23 protein-coding genes and 1 pseudogene are annotated in these 24,764 nt (G+C 53.2%); 9 read left to right on the plus strand and 15 right to left on the minus strand.

The window, feature by feature from the left end; translation table 11 throughout:
* Positions 1-68: 68 nt before the first annotated feature.
* Together ACR9YC_RS00950 and ACR9YC_RS00955 are read left to right on the plus strand one after the other, a co-directional pair.
* On the plus strand, positions 69-620 hold the full coding sequence (locus tag ACR9YC_RS00950) for a ubiquinol-cytochrome C chaperone family protein (RefSeq protein WP_438728811.1): 552 nt from the start codon (positions 69-71) through the stop codon (positions 618-620).
* 38 nt (positions 621-658) lie between these two features.
* Positions 659-1,228 (plus strand): YceD family protein, encoded by a 570-nt coding sequence (locus tag ACR9YC_RS00955; RefSeq protein ID WP_438728813.1) that lies wholly within the window; start codon positions 659-661, stop codon positions 1,226-1,228.
* Positions 1,229-1,262: 34 nt separating this feature from the next.
* Here ACR9YC_RS00955 and ssb read toward each other — a convergent pair whose 3' ends face one another.
* The 4 genes from ssb to ACR9YC_RS00975 form a co-directional block, all read right to left on the minus strand.
* The gene (gene ssb, locus ACR9YC_RS00960) at positions 1,263-1,796 is read right to left on the minus strand and encodes a single-stranded DNA-binding protein (RefSeq protein ID WP_438728815.1); all 534 of its coding nucleotides are present in this window, start codon (positions 1,794-1,796) and stop codon (positions 1,263-1,265) included.
* Positions 1,797-1,844: 48 nt separating this feature from the next.
* Entirely contained in the window at positions 1,845-3,710 is a 1,866-nt protein-coding gene (gene feoB / locus ACR9YC_RS00965) for a ferrous iron transporter B (RefSeq protein WP_438728817.1), read from the minus strand.
* Positions 3,707-3,976, minus strand: a complete 270-nt coding sequence (locus ACR9YC_RS00970) for a FeoA family protein (RefSeq protein WP_438728819.1) — start codon at positions 3,974-3,976, stop codon at positions 3,707-3,709. The genes feoB and ACR9YC_RS00970 overlap by 4 nt, the downstream gene beginning before the upstream one ends.
* A gap of 123 nt (positions 3,977-4,099) precedes the next feature.
* Positions 4,100-4,780 (minus strand): COQ9 family protein, encoded by a 681-nt coding sequence (locus ACR9YC_RS00975; RefSeq protein WP_438728821.1) that lies wholly within the window; start codon positions 4,778-4,780, stop codon positions 4,100-4,102.
* Between the two features lie 143 nt (positions 4,781-4,923).
* On the opposite strand from ACR9YC_RS00975, the gene ACR9YC_RS00980 reads away from it, so the two are divergent.
* Both ACR9YC_RS00980 and ACR9YC_RS00985 read left to right on the plus strand, forming a co-directional pair.
* Entirely contained in the window at positions 4,924-6,048 is a 1,125-nt protein-coding gene (locus tag ACR9YC_RS00980; protein ID WP_438728823.1) for an alkene reductase, read from the plus strand.
* Positions 6,045-6,842, plus strand: coding sequence for a sterol desaturase family protein (locus ACR9YC_RS00985; RefSeq protein WP_438728825.1), 798 nt, complete (start codon positions 6,045-6,047; stop codon positions 6,840-6,842). Before ACR9YC_RS00980 ends, ACR9YC_RS00985 begins: the two co-directional genes overlap by 4 nt.
* Before the next feature lie 29 nt (positions 6,843-6,871).
* Here the strand turns inward: ACR9YC_RS00985 and ACR9YC_RS00990 are convergent, their stop codons facing one another.
* Positions 6,872-8,269, minus strand: a complete 1,398-nt coding sequence (locus tag ACR9YC_RS00990) for an amidohydrolase family protein (protein WP_438728827.1) — start codon at positions 8,267-8,269, stop codon at positions 6,872-6,874.
* A gap of 171 nt (positions 8,270-8,440) precedes the next feature.
* On the opposite strand from ACR9YC_RS00990, the gene ACR9YC_RS00995 reads away from it, so the two are divergent.
* From ACR9YC_RS00995 to ACR9YC_RS01005, 3 genes and pseudogenes are all read left to right on the plus strand, one after another.
* Positions 8,441-8,926, plus strand: a complete 486-nt coding sequence (locus ACR9YC_RS00995; protein ID WP_438728829.1) for a MaoC family dehydratase — start codon at positions 8,441-8,443, stop codon at positions 8,924-8,926.
* Entirely contained in the window at positions 8,926-9,840 is a 915-nt protein-coding gene (locus tag ACR9YC_RS01000) for an HpcH/HpaI aldolase/citrate lyase family protein (RefSeq protein ID WP_438728831.1), read from the plus strand. Before ACR9YC_RS00995 ends, ACR9YC_RS01000 begins: the two co-directional genes overlap by 1 nt.
* A gap of 296 nt (positions 9,841-10,136) precedes the next feature.
* Positions 10,137-11,516 (plus strand): annotated as a pseudogene (locus ACR9YC_RS01005) (DEAD/DEAH box helicase); the annotation flags it as partial.
* Positions 11,517-11,958: 442 nt separating this feature from the next.
* Here ACR9YC_RS01005 and purH read toward each other — a convergent pair.
* The 5 genes from purH to ACR9YC_RS01030 all read right to left on the minus strand — a co-directional run bounded on the left by purH (position 11,959) and on the right by ACR9YC_RS01030 (position 18,510).
* The gene (purH, locus tag ACR9YC_RS01010) at positions 11,959-13,554 is read right to left on the minus strand and encodes a bifunctional phosphoribosylaminoimidazolecarboxamide formyltransferase/IMP cyclohydrolase (protein ID WP_438728833.1); all 1,596 of its coding nucleotides are present in this window, start codon (positions 13,552-13,554) and stop codon (positions 11,959-11,961) included.
* A 10-nt stretch (positions 13,555-13,564) separates the two neighbouring features.
* On the minus strand, positions 13,565-15,334 hold the full coding sequence (locus ACR9YC_RS01015) for a heparinase II/III family protein (RefSeq protein ID WP_438728835.1): 1,770 nt from the start codon (positions 15,332-15,334) through the stop codon (positions 13,565-13,567).
* Position 15,335: 1 nt separating this feature from the next.
* Entirely contained in the window at positions 15,336-16,007 is a 672-nt protein-coding gene (gene rpe, locus ACR9YC_RS01020) for a ribulose-phosphate 3-epimerase (RefSeq protein WP_438728837.1), read from the minus strand.
* Between the two features lie 125 nt (positions 16,008-16,132).
* Positions 16,133-17,461 (minus strand): RsmB/NOP family class I SAM-dependent RNA methyltransferase, encoded by a 1,329-nt coding sequence (locus ACR9YC_RS01025; protein WP_438728839.1) that lies wholly within the window; start codon positions 17,459-17,461, stop codon positions 16,133-16,135.
* Between the two features lie 59 nt (positions 17,462-17,520).
* On the minus strand, positions 17,521-18,510 hold the full coding sequence (locus tag ACR9YC_RS01030; protein ID WP_438728841.1) for a M48 family metalloprotease: 990 nt from the start codon (positions 18,508-18,510) through the stop codon (positions 17,521-17,523).
* Between the two features lie 212 nt (positions 18,511-18,722).
* Between ACR9YC_RS01030 and ACR9YC_RS01035 the strand changes: the two genes are divergently transcribed.
* Positions 18,723-18,923, plus strand: a complete 201-nt coding sequence (locus tag ACR9YC_RS01035) for a DUF1674 domain-containing protein (RefSeq protein ID WP_438728843.1) — start codon at positions 18,723-18,725, stop codon at positions 18,921-18,923.
* Positions 18,924-18,943: 20 nt separating this feature from the next.
* On the opposite strand, the gene rpoN is transcribed toward ACR9YC_RS01035, so the two are convergent.
* From rpoN to ACR9YC_RS01060, 5 genes are all read right to left on the minus strand, one after another.
* Entirely contained in the window at positions 18,944-20,479 is a 1,536-nt protein-coding gene (gene rpoN / locus ACR9YC_RS01040; RefSeq protein ID WP_438728845.1) for an RNA polymerase factor sigma-54, read from the minus strand.
* Positions 20,480-20,562: 83 nt separating this feature from the next.
* Positions 20,563-21,366 carry an LPS export ABC transporter ATP-binding protein gene (gene lptB, locus ACR9YC_RS01045; RefSeq protein WP_438728847.1) on the minus strand — a complete coding sequence of 268 codons (804 nt, stop codon included), beginning with the start codon at positions 21,364-21,366 and terminating at the stop codon, positions 20,563-20,565.
* 21 nt (positions 21,367-21,387) lie between these two features.
* Positions 21,388-21,978: an LptA/OstA family protein gene (locus ACR9YC_RS01050; RefSeq protein WP_438728849.1), complete on the minus strand. Its 591-nt coding sequence runs from the start codon at positions 21,976-21,978 to the stop codon at positions 21,388-21,390.
* Positions 21,979-22,029: 51 nt separating this feature from the next.
* Entirely contained in the window at positions 22,030-22,668 is a 639-nt protein-coding gene (gene lptC, locus ACR9YC_RS01055) for an LPS export ABC transporter periplasmic protein LptC (RefSeq protein WP_438728851.1), read from the minus strand.
* 92 nt (positions 22,669-22,760) lie between these two features.
* Positions 22,761-23,378, minus strand: coding sequence for a ribonuclease D (locus tag ACR9YC_RS01060; protein WP_438728853.1), 618 nt, complete (start codon positions 23,376-23,378; stop codon positions 22,761-22,763).
* A gap of 555 nt (positions 23,379-23,933) precedes the next feature.
* On the opposite strand from ACR9YC_RS01060, the gene ACR9YC_RS01065 reads away from it, so the two are divergent.
* Positions 23,934-24,695, plus strand: coding sequence for a cold-shock protein (locus ACR9YC_RS01065; RefSeq protein WP_438731897.1), 762 nt, complete (start codon positions 23,934-23,936; stop codon positions 24,693-24,695).
* Positions 24,696-24,764: the final 69 nt, after the last annotated feature.

Below are 24,764 nucleotides of genomic sequence, written 5' to 3' on the forward strand. Positions count from 1 at the left end.
TTATATTGCTAAGCGCGTTATGGACTTTATTGTCACAAATGACACTTTAACGGGGAGTGAATTACTAGATGCGGTCGATTTTTACTCCGCTCTCGCGATTGTTTCGCAAAGATGACAGGCGTGATGCGGTTATGCCGCTATATAATGCCATTGTTGCTGAAGCGCGTAACCCTTATTGGTATGAAGCTGGCGGCCTTAAAGACACGATAAACGGCCGTTTCAACATGCTTATTACGCTGATAGTTCTGGTCCTGCTGAAGTTGGAATCCATTGATGGGCAGGATGAAGCCAGCGTGGCGATAACCGAATTATTTGTTGACGATATGGATGAACAGATGCGTCAACAAGGCATTGGCGATGTTGTGGTTGGCAAACGCATTGGCAAGATGGTCAGTGCATTGGGTGGCCGCCTTACAGTGTTCCGCAAAACTTTTTTGCTATCAGGTGATGATCGCAATACGGCAATGGATGCACTGTTAAAGCGGAATCTTTACGAAGATGAAGACGTTAGCCAAGAGGCCTTGCGCAGCACGCGTAATGCTTTAATCGCACGTTATGAAGGGCTTCAAGCCCATTCAACGGACCGTATTTTTGCAGGTGATCTCTGGTCATCATTATGACTGACAGATATTAGGGCTATAATATTAGTTTGATGCATATGGATAATGCACCCTCCCACAATGATAAACAGCAAGCGGAATATTCCGTTGTTGTTGATATTCGCCAGTTGAGCGACGCTCCGGCCAAAATATCCGCCACTGCGCAAGAAAGAGCGGCATTGGCGAAACGTTTTGATATTATCGCTATTGAGGAGTTGTCGGCAACTATTGGCTATCGGCATGATGATGCGGCGGTAATAGCCACTGGCCGATTGTCAGCGGATATTGTGCAGCAATGCGTTGTTTCTCTGGAACCATTTTCAACCAACATCACGCATGATTTCTCTATCGTCTTTCAACCCGCAGAAACCGTTTCAGATTTGCCGGAGCAAGAGACGGAAAGCGGGGATGACAGTTTTGAAATTGATAGTGATGATTGTGACGTGATGATCTATGCTGATGGTCGCTTCGACATAGGAGAGGCCGTTGCTCAAACTTTGGCGCTAGAGCTAGACCCGTTTCCGCGGGGGCCCAATGCAGAAGATGTTGCAAAGGCACATGGCTTGGTCACCGAAGTGCCAAAGGACAACCCCTTTGCGATGTTGGAACAGCTTAAGCCAAAGGGCTAATGTTTGTCACTATTTGCAAATGCGCATTAGCGGATCAAAACGGGACTTCATCGTCTAGATCATCATAGCCGCCGCTTGGCCCTGATCCGCCAGAACTGCCGTCCATTGGGCCGCTTCCGCCGCCGCCTTGGTTCCAGCCACCAGAACCACCGCTTGATCCTCCAGAGGTACCTCCGCCATAGCCACCGCCCATGGAACCGCCACCGCCGCTACTATTTGCGCTATCAAGCATGGTCAGAGTGCCATTATAGCCCTGCAAAACCACCTCTGTGGTGTAGCGATCATTGCCTTGCTGATCCTGCCATTTGCGTGTGCGCAAACTGCCCTCAACATAGACCTTACTACCTTTTTTCAGGTAGCGCTCTGCAATATTGACCAGCCCTTCGGAGAAGATAGCAACTGAAACCCATTCCGTGCGCTCTTGCTTTTCGCCGGTATTGCGGTCCTTCCAACTTTCTGAACAAGCAAGCCGCAAATTGCATACACGGCCACCACTTTGAAAGCTGCGCACTTCAGGGTCTGCACCCAAATTGCCGATGAGAATGACTTTATTGACCGAGCCTGCCACGAATCGCGCTCCCTTATTGAAAACCAGTTATGCTATTTTCTAACCCGATTAGAGGCCAAATGCACGGGCGGTCCAATAGGTTATCCCCGCAGCAATCCATGCTAGTGCGAAGAGATAGACGGTCATAAAGATCGGCCAGCGCCAGCTATTGGTTTCGCGCCGCGTCACCGCGATGGTGGAGATGCATTGGGGCGCAAAGACAAACCAGGCAAGAAAGGCCAAGGCCGTGGGTAATGACCAGCGCCCGGCCAAAGTGCCGCCTAGCTCTTGCGCCTGTACATCCTCATCTTCGGCATCAATGGCATAGGTGGTAGCGAGAGCAGATACCGCAACTTCACGGGCGGCCATTGCGGGAATGATGGCCAGCGCGATATCGCGGCTAAAGCCTATTGGTGCTACAACCGGTTCAATCGCTGCGGCAATGCGCCCTGCTGCGCTATAATCGGATTGTGTTCCTGCAACATCATCAGGCTTTTGCGGGAAGGTTAGCAATAACCACAAAGCAATGGTCGCGACAAAGATGATGGTTCCAGCGCGGCGCAGGAAGATCCATGCCCGTTGCCACAGACCCAGCAATATATCGCGTGGACGCGGCCATTGATATTTGGGCATTTCCATCAGAAATCCAGCGGCATCGCCTTTGGTTACTGATCTGCGCAGCACCCATGCGACCAGCATCGCCCCAGCAATACCAAACAGATAAAGGCCGAACAGCACAACGCCTTGCAAGCCCACAAATGGGGCCAATTCGGTATTGGGAATGAAAGCGCCGATAATGACAGTATAAACCGGCAAACGCGCCGAGCAGGTGATAATCGGCGCAACCAATATGGTGGTTAGCCTGTCCTTGGCATCGGAAATGCTGCGCGTGGCCATAATCCCGGGAATGGCACAAGCGAAAGAGGAGAGGAGCGGGATAAATGATCTGCCGGACAGGCCAACGCTTGCCATCAACCGGTCCATGATAAACGCCGCGCGCGCCATATAGCCGCTGGCTTCCAGCAACAATATGAACAGGAATAATATGATGATTTGCGGCAGGAAGACGATTACCGAGCCAATACCAGCAATCACTCCTTCGGTGAGCATATCGCGAAAAAAGCCTTCGGGCAGAACCGCTTTGGCGCCATCGCCCAAAGCACCAATGCCAGCCTCAATACCGTCCATAAAGGGGGTCGCCCAACTGAACACCGCTTGGAAGATTATGAATAACAGGCCGAGCAATATGAGCGGGCCGGAGAAACTGTTCAGCAATATGCGATCAGCCTGTTTGGACAAACGGCGGCCCGCTGTCTCACCGATGATGACGTCGCGGGTTATGGCGCGTGCTGCTTTACGGCGTGCTGCTATGCTGTCACCCATTAGCTGCGTGGGCAAGGGTGTTTTGGTCGGATCCGCATTGGCCAAAGTCGCATTAGCGGCGTCGATTAAGGCATCCAGCCCGCGTTTGCGCACAGCAACCGTTTCGATCACCGGCACGTTCAGTGCATTGCTAAGCGCTGCCGGGTCCAATGTTAGTCCATCACGCTGGGCTAGATCGATCATATTCAGTGCGATCACCGTCGGCCGGCCAAGCGCCAAAACCTCAAGGGCAAAGGCGAGATGCTGCTCTAAATTGGCGGCATCAAGCACCAGCAAAAGCAGATCGGGGCGATTTTCGCCTTCTTGTTCGCCCATGATGACACTGCGGGTTACCGCTTCGTCTGGGCTTGTCGGGTCGAGGCTGTAACTGCCTGGCAGGTCAATAATCTCGCACAATGCGCCATCTGCCAGTGTCAGGCGACCAGCTTTGCGTTCAACTGTTACGCCGGGATAGTTGGCAATTTTCTGCCGTGCGCCGGTTAATGCATTGAACAATGCGCTTTTGCCAGCATTGGGGTTACCAACCAGCGCGATGAGTGGCTGCTTAGTCATGGCGTTTCGTCCGATGCGGTTGTAGGCGCTAGCGGTTCGACTGTGATTGCCAGTGCATGTTTGCGGCGAATGGCAACGGTGACTCGGCCAATTTCCAAAGCAATGGGGTCGCGTCCGAAAAATACGCCGCGTTGACGTATGGTAACTTCCTCTCCAACATCTATTCCCAATGCACGCAGGCGGCGTCCCTCGGCTTCTGGGAAACACGACCAGTCGACATTGGCGATACGCACGGGTTGATGGTTGGTGAGTTTATCAAGAATCATGGGGTTGGTTTGCACCAGTCGCAAATCTGTCGAGCATGCGGGATGCCACTCGTTATAGTGACATATTTAGGAGCAGGTGTCTGTTAATGCAAACGATTATCAATTCAAATGTGCGTGATAACTTTATTTCTTGCCAGGATAACGCAGCCGCCCAAGGAAACTGGCCAGATCAAATGATTCCCGGTCGGTATTCAACCATTTGGCTTTGACCTTTTCGAATTGCATAACGTTCTCAATCCGCCGTTCCAGAAACGCACGGGTTTCGGCATGGTCTTCACTATCATCATCAAGAAAGTGCATCAGGGTCGATGAATAGACGCCGGTTAAAATGGTTCTTTTGGTATAATGATTATAGTCTGTGGCTGTATCACCCGCCATGCGCCAGATCAGGTCAGCAGTACGCCATGAAATTTTACCGGCCCGCTTGAGATTAACCGGCAAGGCCAGAATAGCTATAGCACGGCGCAAGGCTTCTTTTTCTTGCTTTACTGATGTGAAACGATACCAGACAAGTTCTGTAATCTTGCTGCGGATTTTCATCGTGCTCAGCTTGTCTTCGCTGAAATCGCGCTGCATTTTTGCGTCTATGTGCAGGATCCATTGGTCGACCATATCAATAGCACCATCAGGAAAAGCCAAGCGAGCAATCGCTGGGTCTATGCCCTGTCCATTGGCAGCGTTGGTCAGAGCCTCATCGCTCCATCCATCAAAGGCCGCTTCATGCGCAATAAAGGGCGGCAACCATGTGCGCACCTCATCAACGGTGTAATCTTCGGGAAGGCTTTCCATCAATATATCAGTCATTTTCTGCGCTCCGGCTTCCTTGCTCTTCTAATGTAGGGATGAAAGGTGATCTTCTCAATGCAGCAAAAATCATATTGCTGCTGTGCCTTGCTCTTTGGCGTTCCGGTGCTTAGCTGGTGCAAATCTTATTAGGAAACTGCATTATGCCATCTTTGTTTGAACCTTTAACGCTTGGTGCAATCACTGCACCAAACCGCGCTTTAATGTCCCCTTTGACACGGTGCCGTGCTACCAAAGCGCATGTACCCGTGCCGATGATGGGGGAATATTATAGCCAGCGCGCCGGTGCCGGATTGATTATTTCCGAAGCCACAGGCATTAGTCAGGAAGGGCTAGGCACGCCTTTTGCGCCAGGCATCTGGAATGATGAACAACTGGAAGCCTGGAAGCCGATAGTTGAACAAGTGCATGAAGCAGGCGGCCAGATTATCTGCCAGCTTTGGCATATGGGGCGGCTGGTCCATTCTGACTTTAATGTTGGGGCGCCTCCCATTTCTGCATCGGCGACGACAGGGCCGGGTGGCACACGTACCTATAAGGGTAAAAAGCAATATGAGCAGGCCCGTGCATTGCCATTGGAAGAAATTCCCCGCTTGCTGGCCGATTATGAAATGGCCGCGGCCAATGCGAAAAAAGCGGGTTTTGATGGAGTGCAATTGCACGCGGCCAATGGGTATTTGATCGATCAGTTTATCCGATCGAACAGCAATTTTCGCGAAGATGAATATGGCGGACCAATCGAAAACCGTATTCGTTTGCTGGGTGAAGTAACACAGCGGCTGGTCGATGTCTGGGGTGCAGACCGTGTTTCGGTGCGCATGTCGCCAAATGGCGATTCACAAGGCGCAGATGACGCAACGCCGGTGGAGACATTCACGGCCGCTGCCAAATTGCTCAATGATATCGGTATTGCTTTTCTGGAACTGCGCGAGCCGCCGCCACATGGCACTTACGGCAATACTGATATTCCGGCAGTCAGCCCTGATATTCGCAAGGTGTTTGACGCGCCTTTGGTGCTCAACAGTGATTATGACAAAGAGCGGGCACAGGCTGCATTGGATGCAGGGGTTTGCGATGCCATCGCATTTGGCCGGACCTTCATCACCAATCCTGATCTGGTGAAGCGTATGCGCCAAAATGCACCGCTGAACCCCGCATTGGGCGGCAAAACGCCATGGGACTTTACCCCGACCTGGTATAGCCAGGGGCCAGAGGGGTATATTGATTATCCCAGCCTTGACGATGAAAAGACCAGCCTCGCATCATGATCGCCAGTGACCAGCCTTTACTGATAAGCGCTTTGCTTGTCGCTATGGTGCTGGTCCTACTACTGAGCGAATGGGCGTTTCGGCGGCGTGCCTTGCGTGATGACCGCACGGCCCGATGGCGCAGCCATATCGGATTCGTGCTGGTCAATATGCCGGTGGAGCGCCTTACTCAGGCAGCAATGGCGGTCGCACTTTATGGCGGGGTCAGCGCATTGGGCGTGGGAGATTTTGGCCTGATACCTATGCTCGGGCTACCTATTTGGGCTGCTTATCTGCTCGCCATAATGTTGCTCGACTTTGCGGTCTGGGCGCAGCATCTGGCAACGCATCATATCCCTTTATTATGGCGGCTACACCGCGTTCATCATGCCGACCGCGACATTGATATGACCACGGCGCTGCGTTTTCATCCACTCGAAATCGGGCTTTCGATGGCCTATAAGATGATGATTGCCTTTTTGCTGGGCGTTCCTCTCGGCGCGCTTATTATATTTGAGCTGCTGCTCTCACTTTTCCCCTTGTTCAACCATGCCAATATCCGCCTGCCAATATGGCTGGACCGTGTTTTGCGCTTGATTGTGGTGACGCCGGATATGCACCGCGTTCACCATAGTGCGATAGAGCGCGAGACAAACAGCAATTTCGGTTTCTGCTTCGTATTTTGGGACCGGCTATTTGGTACATATATCGCGCAGCCGTGTGACGGCCATGATGATATGACCATTGGTCTGTCCGAATGGCAGGATGACAAGCCCCGACGGTTTGGCTGGTCAATGTGGTTGCCGTTTAAATAGTTCTGAGGTGCATGAATACTACGCCGAATTTAACGCAAATTGGCCTCTACTACCCTGCCATCCTGTTTATAGACGATACCGTCCTTCATCACAAAGTCGACACGTTGAATTAGCTCTATGGTTTTTAGAACATCGCCCTGAACAGCAATGATATCAGCATATTTACCGGGCCGCACACTGCCGACTTTATCCTGCTTGCCGGCCATAACAGCTGGCCAATAGGTAGCGCCTCTGATCGTGTCCATAGCGGATACGCCCATAACATTGACCCAGACATCCATCTCATTCCATGTTGACTGGCAATGGAATTTGGTGGGGATGCCGCTATCTGTGCCGACCAGCATCACCACACCCGCATCGCGCAGTTGTTGAAACTTCTTTTTCAATGTAGGTTTGCGCAATGGGGTGAGCTGATTATAATCGAGCTTACCCGGTTCTTTGAGCGATTGCTTAATATCGGCGATCGTGTCGGGTTTTAGTCCGCGGTGCCAGCAATCATTATCCAGCCTTTCTGGATTATCCACCAACAGATCAAAATTCCACAGGCCCTCAACCGTTGGCGTCCAGAATAATGGCCCGCCCGCAATCCGGCCCGTTGCCGTGCGTTCGCGCAGCAATTCCATAATATCGTCAGGATAGGCCGGCGCGGTAGTTAGACCCGTATGCTCAAAATTATCGACGCCGATAGCAAGCCCACGGCGGATTTCATTGGGGCGGTGTGAATGGCCGACCACTTTCATGCCGCGTGCATGGGCATGGTCAACAATGGCCTGCGCAACTGCCAATGGCATTTTGTCTTGGTCAATCAGCTTGACGATATCCATACCCGCATCGGCCAAACGGTCCACCTTGGCCCGTGCATCGGTAACGCTGGTCACTGCCCAGCGATAACCTTTTTGCCAGTCATCAACCTCATGCTGCAAAAACGGGCCAGATACCTGCAGTCGCGGGCCAGCAATCTCACCGTTTTCAATACGGCGTTTAACCGAAGCGCTGGCCTCAAGTGGTGCACCAAGGTCGCGTGCCGATGTAATGCCTGCCAACAGCAATTGCTGTGCAGATGCAGGCATGATTTCTGTGGCAAAACGGTCAAAATATTTTCTCTGCCAATGGGGATAATCGGCATGGCCATTGAGCATAAGATGCGCATGCATTTCCCAAAGGCCGGGCAGCACATCCATGCCGTCTGTTGAGATGACGTGATACCCTTGTGGGACCGCCAAAGTGTCCACTGTTCCGACAGCGCGAATGATGTTCCCGTCGATCAATATCACACTATTGGCCAGCGGACGACCGCCATAGCCATCAATGAGCCGCCCACCGACAAGTGCTGTTTTCTCCGAATCCGGGTTTTGCGATTGTGCTGAGATTTGCAAAGGCATGGTAATAAGCGCCAGTAGCGCCCCCAATAGTATCCATAACCGCATAAATATTCTCCCCAGCTTGCCTTATGGCCTTATCATGTCACAACATGCCGTGGACAGGCGCTGCGGTCAAATATCGTTACGACCCCGTCTTTACTCGGCACAATTTGGAACTGCTTCGCTTGCCACATTTCCTGCTCTGCGTTATCGCGCATACAGCTAAGGAGAGACATTATGGCAGGCCTATATTTTGAAGAATTCACTATCGGCCAGACCTTCACCCATGCATTGCGCCGTACGGTGACGGAAACCGATAATCTGATGTTCTCTGCGATGACACATAATCCGGCGGCGCTGCATCTGGATGAGCAATGGTGTCAGGATAATAGCGAGTTTGGCACACGTATCGTCAACAGCTGTTTCACTCTGGGTCTGATGGTCGGCATCTCGGTTGGTGATACGACTTTGGGCACCACGGTCGCCAATCTTGGCTGGGATGAAGTGCGCTTCCCCAAACCGCTTTTCCATGGCGATACTGTGCGGGTGGAAAGCGAGGTTCTCTCCATGCGGCCCAGTAAATCGCGCCCGGGCCAGGGCATTGTGGTGTTTGCCCACCGTGCCTTTAATCAGCATGATGATCTGGTTGCCAGCTGCAAGCGCTCGGCATTGATGCTGCCGCGCCCTGATGCGCAGGCTGAGGCTGCAAAGGGCATGGTATAATGGCGCGTGTCAAACCAGTAAGGGCCATGCGCTCGCTGCTCTTTGTGCCGGGCGATAGTGCGCGCAAGCTGGAAAAATCAAGAGTCAGCGGCGCCGACATTGTCATCATTGATCTGGAAGACTCAGTGGCACCTGATGGCAAAAGTGGTGCGCGCAAAATGGCGTGCAGTTTTCTTGCCGCGCGGCAGAGCGATGATGAAGCGCCCAGCTATTGGGTGCGGGTCAACCCGCTGGGCAGCGGTTTAACGCAGGATGATCTGGCGGGTATATTTGCTGATGGTGTTGCCCCTGCGGGCATTATGCTGCCCAAGGCAAGCGGCCCCGATGATATCCGCACATTGGACGCTATGTTGCTGGCGCAGGAAAAGGCACATGCCCTGCCATCGCAATCCATTACCGTCATCCCCATCGTCACTGAAACACCAGCAGCCGCGATCAGCGTGCACCGCTATGTTACCGAAGATTATGCCGGGCGCGCGAGGCTTGCGGCGCTGACATGGGGCGCGGAGGATTTAAGCGCTGCAATCGGCGCGACGCGCAAGCGTGATGCACAGGGGCAATGGACATTCCCCTACCAAATGGTACGGGCCAGCACGTTGCTTGCCGCTCATGCGCTCGATATTTTGGCTATTGATACGCTGCATGCCGATTTTCGTGATGAAAGCGGGTTGCAAAGCGCGGCGGAAACGGCGCGGGCCGATGGTTTTGCGGGCATGCTCGCCATTCATCCGGCGCAGGTGGCGATCATCAATGCGGCTTTCACGCCTGATGCGCAAGAGATGGCCTATGCCAACGCCGTGGTCGCGGCTTTTGCGGAGCAGCCCGGCGCTGGCGTGGTGTCGCTAGATGGCAAAATGCTCGATATGCCGCACCTGAAATTGGCGCAGCGGGTGCTTGGTCAAAGCAATATTTAGCTGCTTTCACATATTATTATTGCGCGCAAAGCCGGAATTGTCTTGCTATTTTGGTGGTTAGACGCCACATGCCGCCATACAACAGCATCTGTGCCGTTCGCGAAATCTCTCGCGCGGTAATATCGATAGCGTGAACGCCGGACCCTTGGCCCTTATGTCAAGTGGAACCATCCGGACCGGTCGATCATCCAGATGCACCATGTTACCTCCCTTTTCACGCGGGTCGTTTTGTTTCCCGCATCTGCATGCGCATCGGTCCACCGGTGCGCGGTATATGCTTTTATATTGAGAATATTATGTCTTATTTTGAAGAACTCGGCTTGGCCGAACCTATTTTGCGCGCATTAAAGAGCAAGGGCTATACCGACCCGACGCCAATCCAGAAACAGGCCATTCCAGCATTGCTGAAAGGCCGCGATCTGTGCGGTATCGCGCAAACCGGCACCGGCAAAACAGCGGCTTTTTCCCTGCCTTCGCTCGATTATCTGGCCAGCAATGCAAAAGAGGCGCCGCATAAGGGCTGCCGTATGCTGATCCTCTCCCCCACGCGCGAATTGGCGGCACAGATTGCCGATAATATGCGCGAATATGCGCGCTTCCTGAAATTGTCAGTCACCACTGTCTTTGGCGGCGTGCCGATCAACCGGCAAATCCGCCAATTGTCGCACGGTGTTGATGTTCTGGTGGCGACGCCGGGCCGCTTGCTCGATCTGATTGAGCAGCGGGCATTGCGCCTTGATAATGTGGAAATTTTTGTGCTCGATGAAGCCGATCAGATGATGGATCTGGGCTTTATCGTGCCGCTGAAACGCATTGATAAATTGTTGCCCAAAGACCGGCAGAGCCTGTTCTTTTCCGCCACCATGCCCAAGGCGATTGCCGAATTGGGCGCGCGCTTTTTGAACAATCCTGTGCAGGTGTCGGTTGCGCCGCAATCCACCACCGCAGAGCGTGTTGAGCAATATGTGACCCATGTGCAGCAAAAGGAAAAACAGGCGTTGCTGACACTGCGCCTGCAAGCGCTGAATGGAGAGCAAGCATTGGTGTTTACGCGCACCAAACATGGCGCGGACCGTGTTGTCCGTCACCTTATGGGCGCTGGCCTGCAAGCCGCCGCGATTCATGGCAACAAAAGCCAGGGGCAGCGCACCGCCGCTTTGCAGGGCTTTCGTCAGAAGAAAATGCAGATATTGGTCGCCACGGATATTGCCGCGCGCGGCATTGATATTTCCGATATTGGTTATGTGTTCAATTATGAAATCCCCAATGTGGCAGAGCAATATGTTCACCGCATCGGTCGCACCGCGCGTGCGGGCGCTGAGGGTGTAGCGATCAGCTTTGTCGCGCCGGATGAAAAACCCTATATTCGCGATATTCAAAAGCTGACGGGTGTAAAACTCACGCCCATGGCGCTGCCTGATGACTTCATCGAAAAGGCCAAAGCATTGCCCGGCCCCGCAAAGAAACCCAGCGGTGATGGCGGCGGGCGTGGGCGTGGTGCCAAATCAGGAGGGGGACGTTCAGACGGACGATCTGGCGCACGTTCAGGTGCCCGTGCAGATAGTGACAGAGGCGGTGCACGCGGTGGACGTCCGGGTGGAAATCGATCCGGCAATCGTGATCGCCGCCCAGACCGCGCCGCTGGCGCAGAGCGTAGCGAGAGAAGTGAACGCGGCCCACGCAGCGATTATAATCCTGCGGCCTTTCGTGAAAAAGGCGAAGACACAGCAAGCGGCAATCGCAGCGCCAATAATCGCCAAGAGGCTAACCGCAGTGGAGGTAAAGGCCCGCGCCGTGATGGCCAATCTTCAGGGCCATCTTCGGGCCAGCCTTCCGGACGCTCTCACAATAAACCCGGCGGCAAAAGCAATTTCAAACCGCGCAATGGCGGGCGGCCCGATGGTCAGACATCAGGTGCAGGCGCAGAGCGTTCTGGTGGCAAAAATTCCAGCAATGGTGGTCGCAATTCGCGCCCCAATGCGCGTCCCAATCCCAGCGGTAGCAAGCCAAGCGGGGGCAAACCGGGCAGTAAGCAAGGTGGTCAGGGCTTTCAAAAGCGCCGTTCCAGCAATTAGGGTTCCAACAAACAAGGGTTGGGTCTAAAGCTCCCAACCAAGCCTAATGACGGAAATGGCGCATGCCAGTAAAGACCATGGCTAGCCCAGCTTCATCAGCGGCGGCGATAACCTCATCATCGCGGATGGAGCCGCCGGGCTGAATCACCGCACTTGCCCCCGCCTCAACTGCGGCCAACAGGCCATCGGCAAAGGGGAAAAACGCATCAGAGGCAACAGCTGATCCTTTGGTCAATGCCTCGCTCCATCCTTGCGTTTCCGCTGCTTCCTGCGCTTTGGCATAGGCAATGCGCGCACTGTCACGGCGGTTCATTTGCCCTGCGCCAATGCCTGCGGTCTGGCCGTCTTTGGCATAGACAATCGCGTTAGATTTCACATGCTTGGCAATGGTCCATGCAAACAGGCAATCATCTAGTTCCTGCTCGCTTGGCTGGCGTTTGGTAACAACCTTCAGTGCATCCTTGGCAATATGGCCATTGTCGCGGCTCTGGATCAACCAACCGCCAGCAATCGTCTTGGCCATCATGCCGCCGCGCCGTGCATTGGGCAGGTCACCCGTTAGCAACAGGCGCAGATTTTTCTTCGCGGCAAAGACTGCCTTCGCTGCATCATCGGCATCGGGTGCGCATACAACTTCGGTGAATATGCCGGTTATGGCGCGCGCTGTTGCTTCATCCAATGTGCGGTTGACCGCAACAATGCCGCCAAAGGCCGATACACTGTCGCAGGCAAATGCCTTTTCATAAGCCTCAATAATGGTCTTGCCAGTGGCAACGCCGCACGGATTGGCATGTTTCACAATCACCACTGTGGGCGGACCATCGGCAAATTCGCTGACCAGCTCCAGCGCAGCATCAGCATCATTATAATTATTGTAAGATAGCGCTTTGCCTTGAATCTGCGTCGCCTGCGCAATGCCAGAACCGGCAGGACCAGCAGGCAGATAGAGCGCTGCGGCCTGATGCGGGTTTTCGCCATAGCGCAAAGTGTCCGCCCGCATCGCCACCATGGGCAGTGTTTCGGGGAATTGCTCACCTTGATCGGCAAAGGCAAACCAGCTGGCAATCATAGCATCATAAGTCGCAGTGGCAGAGAATGCTTTGGCCGCCATCTTCTTGCGAAATGGCAGAGTGGTGGCGCTGCCATGATCGTTTAATTCGGCCACCAGATCGCCATAATCTGACGCGTTGGTAACAATGGTGACATAAGCATGGTTCTTCGCGGCAGAGCGCACCATGCTGGGGCCGCCAATATCAATATTCTCTATAATATCTGGCCGCTCTGCTCCGCTCGCTACAGTCTGCGCAAAGGGGTAGAGATTGACCACCACCAGATCGATCGCGCCTATTGCATGCTCGTCCATCGCAGCGGCATGTTCGGCATTGTCACGTACGGCCAACAGCCCGCCATGCACTTTGGGGTGCAGTGTCTTCACTCGCCCATCCATCATTTCGGGAAAGCCGGTGAGTTCAGACACATCTTTAACGTCTAATCCGGCATCGCGCAGGGTTTTGGCTGTGCCGCCGGTCGACACCAGTTCAACACCAAAATCAGCCAGTGACCGGCCCAGTTCGGCCAGCCCTGTTTTGTCTGATACAGACAATAATGCGCGTTTAATCGGGATATGTGTGTCGGTCATTCTTTTGGGCCTATTCCATTTGTTTGAGCACCCAGCCATGGCGTCCGCCGCCCGGGCCGGTATTGCCGGATAAAACTATCTGTTTTGTCGTTTGCGGTGTGCCACTGGCATCCACCCAAAGGCTGTCCTCGATCGTCACGGCGGCATCTGCTGAGCGCAATTGCCATACGCGTCCATCTGCAAGCCGCAACATCGCGCCGCGCGCATTGCTGGTCAGATAAGTCTCAACACCCTTGCTAAGATGGAAGCGGATCGCAAAGGGCACTTGCTCAAATTTGCGACGGCGTGATTTGCGCGTATCTTCGGTTGGGACCAGCAGGTCTTCACCACGAACCTCCGTGCCATCAGAACGCAAGAGCAGGATGCGGCGATGGAGTAAGCCATAATTTCTGGCATAGCCATCATGGCCCACTTCCAGGCGCGTGGCGTTATCCAGTTCTTTGCGCTCCAGTTCAACCTCAGTCACGCCATTGCCCAAAGTGCCTTTGGCCAGCACGGCCGTGCTGTTGAGATTGTCCAAGCATAAGGTTGAATGGGCCGCCGTGGCGCGCAGGCCCTGCGATAATTTGGCAGGAATGGCTCCGCCGATACAGCTAGCCCCGCCGCAGCTGGTAATAATGCGCTGGTCACCACTGGAAAATTCAAAGGCAAGGGTCGATGCACACCCGCTTTCACTGAATTTGGCCAATGGCGGCGCACCCGCATCAACCAGGACGACCGCGCCGCCTGCCGGTATGCGTTGATACCCCCAATTGGGCGCTTGCTGTAATGGACGTGCGACGATCTTGCTGGCCTTTACCACGGCATCAACTTCGGCAGATGAAAGAGCGGGCGCACCTTGCCAACTGGCCAATGAGCCATCAAAATGGGTAATGCCTTGCAAAGCAGGAACCGCAGCGGCAAGCGCATCATAGAGCGGTTTTGGCATTGGCTCGTCAGCCGCTTCATAGGCCGACCGCAATATGCCGAGCAGAGCCACGGTGCGAAACTGTCCGCGCGGACTGCGTGAAATAACCCCGCCATCGTCATCCAGCATGGTTTTGAGCAATCTTTTCAGCCCTGCCTCACCGAATATCCGCCGCGCTTTGCCGCCGGGCAGGATGAGCGACGCGGTCACAATCGCTACCCATGTTGCCAATCGCGGAGTCCCAAATGGCGCTTTATCGGCATTTTGGTCGAGCATACGCGCAGTACGGTCAAGCTGATGCAGCACTCTTGCACGGTGACGGCGATCATCTCCGCCAATGATCAAGGGTGCATATGCTGCCCAGTGCAAAAAGCGCCATGCTGCGATATGTGGTTGCCAGCCTGGCCCCGCAATCTTGTTACCATTAATATCCAGCCACTGCGCGACCATTGCTTCTGCATCACTGCGCAATTGTTCGCGCGGCGCGGTTGCGGCAAAATCGCGCAACCAATGAAAGCCGTGATAATATTCCTGAAAACCGGGCGGTAATTTCGCGCCAAGATGATCAAATCCATCTATCTTTTGCTTAATACCCAGAAAATGGAAAAAGCCTGCGCGGATTGCCATGCCGCGTGCATTGTCGCCGGATATTGTATCTTGCGGCAAGCATAAGAGCCGCAAGGGCAGTTTTTCATCAACAACAAAACGCGACAAAGCCGTTGGCCATGCGAGGCGGTAAAAGCGGTTAATGGCTCTTTCGCCCATGGAAAGGCTATCATCTTCCTCTGCCTGCAACATCAATGCTTGCTGAACTTGGTCGCTATCACCCGCGTCATCAATAGCGGGCTGCTGACCGAGTTTTTCTGCGTCCACCTTAGCCTGCCAGCCCGTGTTTCAGGGTCTTGATATTATCGGCATAACGCTCTGGCCCGCCTTTGAATGTGGCACTGCCCGCAACAAGCACATCTGCGCCCGCTTCTATGCATAAAGGCGCGGTCTCAGCATTGACGCCGCCATCGACTTCCAGATGAATATCGCGTCCTGATGCCGTGATCATGCCGCGTATGGCGCGGATTTTGTCGAGCTGGCTGCGGATAAAACTTTGCCCGCCAAAGCCTGGATTTACGCTCATCACCAGGATCAGATCGACACTGTCCATCAGATAGTCCAGTGCGCTTTCCGGAGTAGCGGGATTGAGTACCACCCCCGCCTTTTTGCCCAGTGAACGGATCAACTGTAATGTGCGGTGGATATGCGGTCCTGCTTCCGGATGCACGGTGATAATATCTGCGCCAGCCTCAGCAAAGGCTTCGACATAAGGGTCAACCGGCGAAATCATCAAATGCACGTCAAAGGGTTTATCGCTATGCGGGCGCAGCGCCTTTACCACATCAGGGCCAATGGTGATGTTGGGCACAAAATGGCCGTCCATCACATCAATATGCACCCAGTCGCACCCGGCTTCATCAATGGCGCGTACCTCCTCGCCCAATTTGGCAAAGTCTGCGGATAAGATAGAAGGTGAGATAAGAGGCGCTGTCGTCATGCCGCGAACTTTAGCCTAACCAGCACGCTGGGCAAGTCAGTTGCGCGGCTGTCCACAATTATGCTGCATACAATTTACAGCTTATGCCGCGTTCTGCCGCGTAATGGTTGTAAACTGGCTTGCGTTTATTCAGAGCGTTGGAAACTGGCGACAAAAAAGCCGTCAAGTCCGCCTTGATCTTCCATCATGCCGGGCAGGATTCGCAGACAGCCATTATCATCAGCCGCTATGCCTTGGGGCAGCGCATTAGCGGGCAGCTCCTTAAGTGTAAAATTGCTGTGTTTCTCAAGGAAATATTGCACCTGCTCCTCGCCTTCTTCTGGCTCCAGAGAACACACGGCGTAAACCAGCTGTCCGCCCGGCTTGACCCATTTGGCAGCGCGGTCCAGCAATGTGCGCTGTAAGCTGGTCAGTTTTTGGATCTCATTCTCGCCAATACGGTAGAGCACATCCGGGTTGCGCCTATATGTGCCGGTGGCCGTGCAAGGGGCGTCCAGCAAGATGGCATCGCTGGCTGTAGGAGCCTCCCAAACGCGCAAATCTGTGGTCACAATATCGGCTTTAAGGCCGGTGCGATCAAGGTTTTCCTGCAATCGCTTCAGCCGTTTTTTGGAGGAATCCAAAGCGGTTACGTTCCAGTCTTGTGCAGCCAGTTGCATGGTTTTACCGCCCGGTGCTGCACATAAATCCAGCACGGTTCGGCCTTCACCCTCTCCCAATAGGCGGGCGGGCAGGCTGGCGGCAAGATTTTGCACCCAATAATCGCCAGCATTAAAGTCCGGATCATCGCTCAGCCTTACGCCCTCAGCGAGCCGCAAATGCCTTGCAGCCATGCTAATAGCACCCAGTTTTTCCGCTAACATATCTGTCTTATCTGCATCGCGCACAGTCAGGTCGATGGGCGGTGCTTTGGCAAAGCCTTTGCGTGCTTTGACTGTCATGTCATCGCCCCATGCTTGTTGCCAGCGTTCTTGCACCTCGGGCGGCAGCCATGGCGGATCAGGCAATAGGCTTTCATTTTCTAAGGCTGTGCGTTGTTTGTCTATTGCGGAGAAAACACCATGCGCCAATCGGCGTGGGCCACCCGCTAATAAGGGCAGGCCAGTGGCGATAACGGCATGGGCTGGTGTGCCGAGTATAAGTGATTGCGCCAACATGAGCCGCAGCACAAAGCGCGGCCGTGCATGATCGGCCAACGGTTTTTTCATCGCTCCGTCGAGCAGTTCGTCCAATCCGCCCAAATTGCGCAAAGTTTCTGCAACTATGGCGAGCGCGAAAGCCGCATCGTCACTGCGCGTCAATTTTTTGCAGGCGGTATTTTGCGCCACATCAAGCGTGTCGCCGCGTCTCAGAACAGATTCCAGCATGGCCAAGGCAGCGCGGCGGGTTTCAACACCGCTGCTTTCGTCTTTGGGGTTACGTTCTGGTTTTGCTGAACTGTCCGGCCTAGTCATCTTCGCGGCCTAGGAGGGTTTTGCGATTATGGAAACCGATAACCGCAAAATATGCCATATTAGTTGCGGCGCAGCGGGTCCAGCGCGCTGGAAGGCCGTGCTTTCTTGCGATTATTTGCCACAGATTTTGGAACGGAAACCCCATGGCCTTTGCTGCCTTTGTGGCGATGTACTTGCGCAGTTGCCCAATCATCATGGGCCATATCATAGGTTTGCGACATGACCGATGATTGCCCCATATGTTGGGCAATATCTTGCAGCGCGGCAATGCGATCACCTGTATCGGGATGGGTGGAGAACATGCTGCGTAGGCCAGCAGGTACAATATAGAGCTGCGCTGCAGCGGGTACGCGCTCGCTGACCGGGTTGGGGATGCGCTGTGCTTCCCCCGAAATTTTCGCCAGCGCTGATGCCAGTGCCAATGGCTTGCCGCTTATTTCAGCGCCGCCTGCATCTGCGCCAAATTCGCGCGTACGGCTGATAGCCATTTGTACGATCATGGCAGCCATAGGCGCAACAAATACGGCCAGCAGACCAGCAATGCCTGCGCCGCGGTCACGGAAGAACAGGCCGAAATTAGCGATCATCGATATCGCGCCGGCGATAGTTGCCACCATGGTCATAATCAGCGTGTCGCGATTTTTCACATGCGCCAGTTCATGCGCCATAACACCTTCAATTTCGTCTTGGTTCAGCATGCTGAGCAAGCCTGTTGTCGCAGCAACGGCAGCATTGTCAGGGTTGCGCCCTGTTGCAAAAGCATTGGGGTGTTGACTGTCGATAATATAGACTTTGGGCATAGGCAGGCCGCCATTTTGCGACAGATTTCGCACCATATTATAAAATTCAGGATTGGAAGCCGGCGTCACTTCGCGCGCATTGTGCATACGCAGGACAATTTTGTCTGCGTTCCAAAGGCTGAACAGGTTCATCCCCGCTGCAACAAGCAGGGCCATGAAGGCACCACCGGGGCCACCTAATGTGTAGCCCAATGCCATGAAGATAGCTGTAATCGCCGCCAGCAACATTACCGTCTTCACCTGATTCATCGCGTTATTTCATCCTTATGCAAGACATATGAAAGGGTATAGGCATATGGTGGTTTTGCAATCACCATTTCGCTGCCTATATATCCTAATATGGTGGTTTTCTGCCATATTACAATCATGGTGCATTCGCGGTGAGCACGGTTTTTTAGCCACATGCTGCGACTAACATGATTGCGCAACAGACAAAGAGACGTAGCAAAAGGGCGAGATATATGGCGAAAGAGCAATCGAAACTGCCAAAAGACATAGAGCGTATGACCAAGCGTCCGGCACATATTGCTGCGCCTGCCCATTGGTCTGATGACCCTGTACCCGATGTTAAACCGGGTGGTTCATCCTCATCAGAACAAGCCGAAAAAAGCCCGACCCGCTATGGTGATTGGGTTTATAAAGGCATTGCCATCGACTTTTAGCTGGCTATTTGATTGATCTGTTAGACGCGACCTGATTTCAACCGGCGGCGCTGAACGGATGACCCCAAGTTCATGGCTTCGCGATATTTAGCCACGGTCCGCCGAGCGAGATCATAGCCTTGTTCGCCTAACATTTTAACCAGCTTGTCATCTGAGAGGATTTTCTTCGGATCTTCATTATCTATCAAGGTCTTCAGAGCATTTTTGACAGCTTCGGACGATACCGCATCACCGCCATCTGATGATGAAATGCCCGAAGAGAAAAAATATTTCAGCTCAAAAACACCGCGATCACAGGTCAGATATTTATTGCTGGTGACGCGCGATATTGTTGATTCGTGCATCTCCACTTTCTCGGCAATTTCACGCAGCGTCAGCGGTTTCAAATGCGCCACCCCATGTTTGAAAAAGTCTTCTTGCCGCCGGACCAATTCGGTCGCCACTTTGGTGATTGTACGCTGCCTCTGATCCAATGTACGCACCAGCCATTGTGCATCGGCCAAGCACTCATTCAGCCATGTTTGCGAATTCTTGTCCTGCACACCATCGATCAGCTCGCTATGATAGCTGCGGTTTATGAGGATACGCGGTAGGTTTGCAGGGTTAAGTTGAACCTTCCAGCCATTATGCGTTTCACTGATGATAACATCAGGAACAACTGGCGCTGCCATATCATTGGCAAATATACTGCCCGGCCGCGGTTGATAGGCGCGCAGCTCATTGATCATATCGATAATATCATCTTCATCGAGGCGGCAAATACGCTTGAGCCGGGGAATATCTCGCCGCGCCACAAGATCGAGATTTTTCAGCATGCGTTCCATGGCCGGGTCATAACGATTGGCCTCTTTCGCCTGTATCGTCAGACATTCGGCAAGGTCGCGTGCGCCCACTCCGCTAGGGTCCATCGTATGTATGACGCCAAGCACTGCCTCCACATTGGACACACCTATGCCCAATTGGTCGGCAATATCGTGCAAACTGCTCTGCAAATAACCATTTTCATCAATATTGCTGATCAACATTTCCGCAATAAACATATCAGCATCGGCCAGCATTGCGCCAGCCTGTTGCCGCAAATGGTCAGCCAATGATGGTGTTTCGGCATGGCGCGCTTCAATGTCAGGTAAAGATCCATCACCAGCAGCGGAGCCTGTCGCTGGTCCGCCAATCTCTCCAATCGCTTCGAAAACACTGTCATTGACGCAATCATGATGAAAGACATCTTCTGCGCTGCTGTCGAGTGGCTGATCGCTTTGCCCTGCGCCTTGCGCGATGAGCATATCTGCCGTGGCTATATTGTCATCGCCAAAGTCACTACCACCATCCAGCGCATCACCATCTGGCGTTTCAACAGGCGTTATGGCATCGGTTTCAGTGCTGGCTGATGCCGCCTCGCTCTCTTGCTCCAACAAAGGGTTTTTCTCAATCTCTTCGCGCAGATATTCCTGCATTTCAAGATTGGATAAGGTCAGCAGCTTCACCGCCTGCTGCATTTGCGGCGTCATTACTAGTGATTGTTTTTGCCTCAGGTCGAGGCGAGGTGCGAGCGCCATAGCAGCAGCTACCAGCCTTTACTGAAAGCGCGGCTTTCAGTGACGGGCAGGCAGAAATGATACTGGTCGGTCATATACCCTATTTATAGGGCAAACCCTTCACCTAGGTAAAGGCGTCTAACATTCTCATCTGCAACTAGTGCTTCAGGAGTGCCAGAAAACAACACCTGACCATCATATATGATGCAGGCGCGATCAACGATATCCAGTGTTTCACGCACATTATGGTCTGTGATCAACACGCCAATAGAACGCGATTTCAATTGAATCACCAGATCGCGAATATCGGAAATAGAGATCGGATCAATGCCTGCAAATGGCTCGTCGAGCAGCATGATGGAGGGGTTGGCCGCTAATGCACGTGCAATTTCACAGCGCCGCCTTTCGCCGCCAGAAAGGGCCATCGCGGCCGCATCACGCAATTTGGTCAAACCAAATTCATCCAGCAGTCTTTCTAGCATATTTTGACGCTCCTGCGCCACTGGTTCCGCCATTTCCAGCACGGCCATGATGTTTTGCTCTACCGTCATGCCGCGAAAGATAGAGGTTTCCTGCGGCAAATAGCCCAAACCCAATATTGCGCGGCGATACATTGGCAACGCAGTAATATTTTCGCCATCGAGCATGATGCGGCCAGCGTCGGGCTTGACCAGACCCATAATCGAATAAAAGCAGGTCGTCTTGCCGGCGCCATTAGGGCCGAGCAATCCAACAACTTCCCCTTTTGCGACCGAGAGGGAAATATCAGTCAGGATGGCGCGGCGGTCATAGCTTTTGGCAATCGATACCACGGCCAAACCATCTTCCAGCGCTTCCGGGCGCAAAGCAGGCTCATGCAGGTGATTTGCAGAGATGCCAGCGGCAGCAAGGTTTACAGAATCATCCATTATAAAATTGTCATTCTCGGCTTATTGCGGTGCATCTTGTGCATCGCCGCGTTGTGGCACGGCAAAGCTGCCACTGACGCGGCCCTGATTGGAGGCACCTGCACCGGAGCCTGACCGTCCGACTCTGCCATCGACGCTGGAAACACCTGTTGTCAGATCGATGGTCAGTCGTTCGCCGGTTAATGTGTCACCGCCGCGATTGAGGCGGACATTACCAATCATGGTGATAATGCGCCGGTTAAGATCATAAATGGCATTTTCGCCCTGTGCGCGGGTATCGCCTTTGCTGATATCCACGCCGCCAACGGCATCAATGCGGCTAATATCCGTCGACCCAACATCGCTAAACGCCACTGTAACGCGGGCTGCACGTAACCGCAGACCGGCTTGCTGAAGATCAGCGCCGCCTGACAGAACAACCCGATCCTGCCTTTGTTGCAGCTCAATACGGCCGGCATCAAAAGACACTGGCGCATTGCTGTTGTGCGTAAACAATGCCTGCGCGCGGATGGTGCTTGGCGTGATGACCAGCATCAGCGCGGCAATCGGCAGTATCGCACCCATGACGAACAATATCGATCGAAACAGTGGTTGGCGGATGTGATGGGTCATAATGTGAAGCCTAAAAGCGTTAGGGAATAGGGGGGTATTGCACTTGGCGCATTATCGCAAGCGTCCTTGCTCTATCCTGAGTTTTGCATTGCCTTCCAGAGTAACTGTGCGGGCTTCCAGATCAGAGCGCAAACTGTCAGCCTCAAATGTACCCATTGGCGTGCGACCATTGACGCGGCCGCGGCTTTTCAATGACCGTTCGCGCAGATCAAGATCGACATCGCGAGTGACAAGACGATATCCATTTTCGCTCTCGAAAAGTACCGGACCGATAATCTCGACCTGCTCACCCTCAATATCATATTCGCCCTGATCGGCCCTTAACTCACCCGGGCCAGATTCAAATAATAGGCGGGCGGTAAGCTCTGACAGTTCGACAATGGGAATGTCAGAGCTGCGCTGAATGGCTTCACCGGCTTGTAGTGTAAAGGGCCTTTCACGGCTATCTTTACCACGATAAATTGCATCAGCTACGCGCATAGCTTCGGGGGCAATTTCCACCGTGTCTTTGTCTAACAGGAAACTTAGTTCTGAACGTTGCAGCAGCGGAGCCAGCACCAGAAAGGCGAATAAACTACCAATCGCTGCTGGTAAAGCACCGCGTAAAAAGCGTATCATTCTGTCATGGTTTCCGTCAGGCGCAGCAAAATCCTGTCGCTGCGTTCGCCTTTGTTGCGCGATTTCGGTCATGCTGTGTACCTGTTATCCGGTATTCTGGCTAACGATGCGCGGCATTGCGTATCGATATAGGCCATCATCCCATAGTGATTGAGCGTGATATATTAGCTATGTGCAAAAATATCAATCTCTGGCCAGCCAATAAGATCCAGTTTTGCGCGGTGCGGTAGAAAGTCGAAACAGGCCTGCGCTATTTCCATGCGCCCTTCACGTTCTAGGCGAACGATAAGCTGTTCGCGCAGAGCATGCAGATACCGCACATCACTGGCGGCATATTCGCGCTGAGCATCGGACAGTTCGGGCGCACCCCAATCGCTGGATTGTTGCTGCTTGGAAATATCTTTACCCAGCAATTCGCGCACCAGTTCCTTTAAGCCATGCCGGTCCGTATAGGTACGGATAAGCCGCGATGCGATCTTGCTGCAAAACACAGGTGCAGCGACAACTTCCAGATAATGGTAGATAGCGGCCAAATCAAAGCGGCCGAAATGATAAAGTTTCACGCGTTCCGGATCTGCCAGTATCTGACGCAAATTTGGTGCCGCATAATCGCTATTCGGTCCGAAGCGGACAAGGTGTTCATCACCGCCACCATCAGAAATCTGGACAACACATAAACGGTCACGATGCGTTTGCAGTCCCATGGTTTCAGTGTCTACTGCAACATCACCCGATGCCAAAACACCTGCTGGCAGATCTTCTTCATGAAAAAAAACGCTCAATGAATCGCTCCTGAGATTGTTGGCCTGAGTTACTGAAGCATTATGAGTAAATCATAATATCAGCCCATTATGTTATTCTGGTCTATGCACTGTATTGGCAACAGAATAAACATGATTGTCACATTTGTTACCTATTTAAAAGCGGATGTTGCCGACAATAAATATGGGCAATTCATGGTCAGATAATATCGGATTCACAATGGTTTGAAGCTGGTGATGGCTGGTTTTATCCATATTGCTGGGCAAGTTCGGTTAGCCTCTTCATCACCAGCTTGCAAAAAAGCAACTATGCCATGCTAAAACATTCGCTAATTTGGATTTTTTGGGTTATACAGAGTCGCAATATCTTCTGGCTGAACGGCTGTTTCCTGATTAGGAAAGTTCCCAAAGGCTGGCATTGTCTCTGTTGTCAATAGTTTTGCCGCTACACCTATCCGGCATTGCATATTGACAGAGGCATGTAAAAAAGTTGGGAATGTTTTTCCACACGACAGATGTTTTGTTCGTCCGGGGGCAACTGTCGACTATAATTGGGCGTGAATGAGTAGTTATATTATGGGTTTTGATAGAGGCCGGCGTGGCAGAGGTCGTGACAAGCGGGACGGATTTGGCGAAGATGATTTCGGTGGTTTCCCACCCCCGGGTGACGCATTCGGCGGTGGATATAATCGCGGCAATGACAATCGTGGTAACGATAATCGTGGCGGCGGCTATAATCGCGGCGGTGGCGGCGGCGGTTATGGCCGTGACAATGCCGGCGGCGGTGGCGGATATGAGCCTCGCGGCGGTGCTGGCGGTGGCGGTGGTCGTCCAAGCGGCGGCATGCCAGCACAGGTTGTTGGTGAAGGCACCGGGACTGTAAAATTCTTTAATGGCGGCAAAGGCTTCGGCTTTATTCAGCGTGATGGCGGAGGAGACGATGTCTTTGTTCATATCAGCGCTGTTGAGCGGGCTGGATTGACAGGCCTTGCCGAAGGACAAAAGCTGGAATTCACATTGATCGACCGCGGCGGTAAAGTATCGGCCAGCGATCTGAAAATTGATGGTGAGGTCATTCCGGTAGAGGCTGCCGCGGCTCCACCAAAGCGTGAACTGACGGGTGAACGCGTCGGCGGTACAGTGAAGTTCTTTAACGCTATGAAAGGCTTTGGCTTTATTCAACGCGATGATGGCCAGCCAGATGCGTTTGTGCATATTTCTGCTGTCGAACGCTCAGGAATGTCGGGCCTTGAAGAAGGCGACCGGCTTGACTTTGATCTCGAAGTTGATCGCCGGGGCAAATATTCCGCGGTTAATCTGGCGGCTAAGCAAGACTGATTGCAACAGGCTCTGGCCTCTAAACACGGGCAGACAGAGTGTTATATGGCTAATATTATGTTGGCTACA

It is taken from the genome of Parasphingorhabdus sp. DH2-15 (assembly GCF_051668705.1).
In the GTDB taxonomy this organism is placed as follows: domain Bacteria; phylum Pseudomonadota; class Alphaproteobacteria; order Sphingomonadales; family Sphingomonadaceae; genus Alterisphingorhabdus.

What these genes read in the sequence shown, in the direction of transcription:
- ACR9YC_RS00950 (WP_438728811.1), top strand. Translation starts at nt 69, where the DNA reads ATGCGGTCGATTTTTACTCCGCTCTCGCGATTGTTTCGCAAAGATGAC.
- ACR9YC_RS00955 (WP_438728813.1), top strand. Translation starts at nt 659, where the DNA reads ATGGATAATGCACCCTCCCACAATGATAAACAGCAAGCGGAATATTCC.
- feoB (WP_438728817.1), bottom strand. Translation starts at nt 3,710, where the DNA reads ATGACTAAGCAGCCACTCATCGCGCTGGTTGGTAACCCCAATGCTGGC.
- ACR9YC_RS00970 (WP_438728819.1), bottom strand. Translation starts at nt 3,976, where the DNA reads ATGATTCTTGATAAACTCACCAACCATCAACCCGTGCGTATCGCCAAT.
- ACR9YC_RS00975 (WP_438728821.1), bottom strand. Translation starts at nt 4,780, where the DNA reads ATGACTGATATATTGATGGAAAGCCTTCCCGAAGATTACACCGTTGAT.
- ACR9YC_RS00980 (WP_438728823.1), top strand. Translation starts at nt 4,924, where the DNA reads ATGCCATCTTTGTTTGAACCTTTAACGCTTGGTGCAATCACTGCACCA.
- ACR9YC_RS00985 (WP_438728825.1), top strand. Translation starts at nt 6,045, where the DNA reads ATGATCGCCAGTGACCAGCCTTTACTGATAAGCGCTTTGCTTGTCGCT.
- ACR9YC_RS00990 (WP_438728827.1), bottom strand. Translation starts at nt 8,269, where the DNA reads ATGCGGTTATGGATACTATTGGGGGCGCTACTGGCGCTTATTACCATG.
- ACR9YC_RS00995 (WP_438728829.1), top strand. Translation starts at nt 8,441, where the DNA reads ATGGCAGGCCTATATTTTGAAGAATTCACTATCGGCCAGACCTTCACC.
- ACR9YC_RS01000 (WP_438728831.1), top strand. Translation starts at nt 8,926, where the DNA reads ATGGCGCGTGTCAAACCAGTAAGGGCCATGCGCTCGCTGCTCTTTGTG.
- purH (WP_438728833.1), bottom strand. Translation starts at nt 13,554, where the DNA reads ATGACCGACACACATATCCCGATTAAACGCGCATTATTGTCTGTATCA.
- rpe (WP_438728837.1), bottom strand. Translation starts at nt 16,007, where the DNA reads ATGACGACAGCGCCTCTTATCTCACCTTCTATCTTATCCGCAGACTTT.
- ACR9YC_RS01025 (WP_438728839.1), bottom strand. Translation starts at nt 17,461, where the DNA reads ATGACTAGGCCGGACAGTTCAGCAAAACCAGAACGTAACCCCAAAGAC.
- ACR9YC_RS01030 (WP_438728841.1), bottom strand. Translation starts at nt 18,510, where the DNA reads ATGAATCAGGTGAAGACGGTAATGTTGCTGGCGGCGATTACAGCTATC.
- ACR9YC_RS01035 (WP_438728843.1), top strand. Translation starts at nt 18,723, where the DNA reads ATGGCGAAAGAGCAATCGAAACTGCCAAAAGACATAGAGCGTATGACC.
- rpoN (WP_438728845.1), bottom strand. Translation starts at nt 20,479, where the DNA reads ATGGCGCTCGCACCTCGCCTCGACCTGAGGCAAAAACAATCACTAGTA.
- lptB (WP_438728847.1), bottom strand. Translation starts at nt 21,366, where the DNA reads ATGGATGATTCTGTAAACCTTGCTGCCGCTGGCATCTCTGCAAATCAC.
- ACR9YC_RS01050 (WP_438728849.1), bottom strand. Translation starts at nt 21,978, where the DNA reads ATGACCCATCACATCCGCCAACCACTGTTTCGATCGATATTGTTCGTC.
- lptC (WP_438728851.1), bottom strand. Translation starts at nt 22,668, where the DNA reads ATGACCGAAATCGCGCAACAAAGGCGAACGCAGCGACAGGATTTTGCT.
- ACR9YC_RS01065 (WP_438731897.1), top strand. Translation starts at nt 23,934, where the DNA reads ATGGGTTTTGATAGAGGCCGGCGTGGCAGAGGTCGTGACAAGCGGGAC.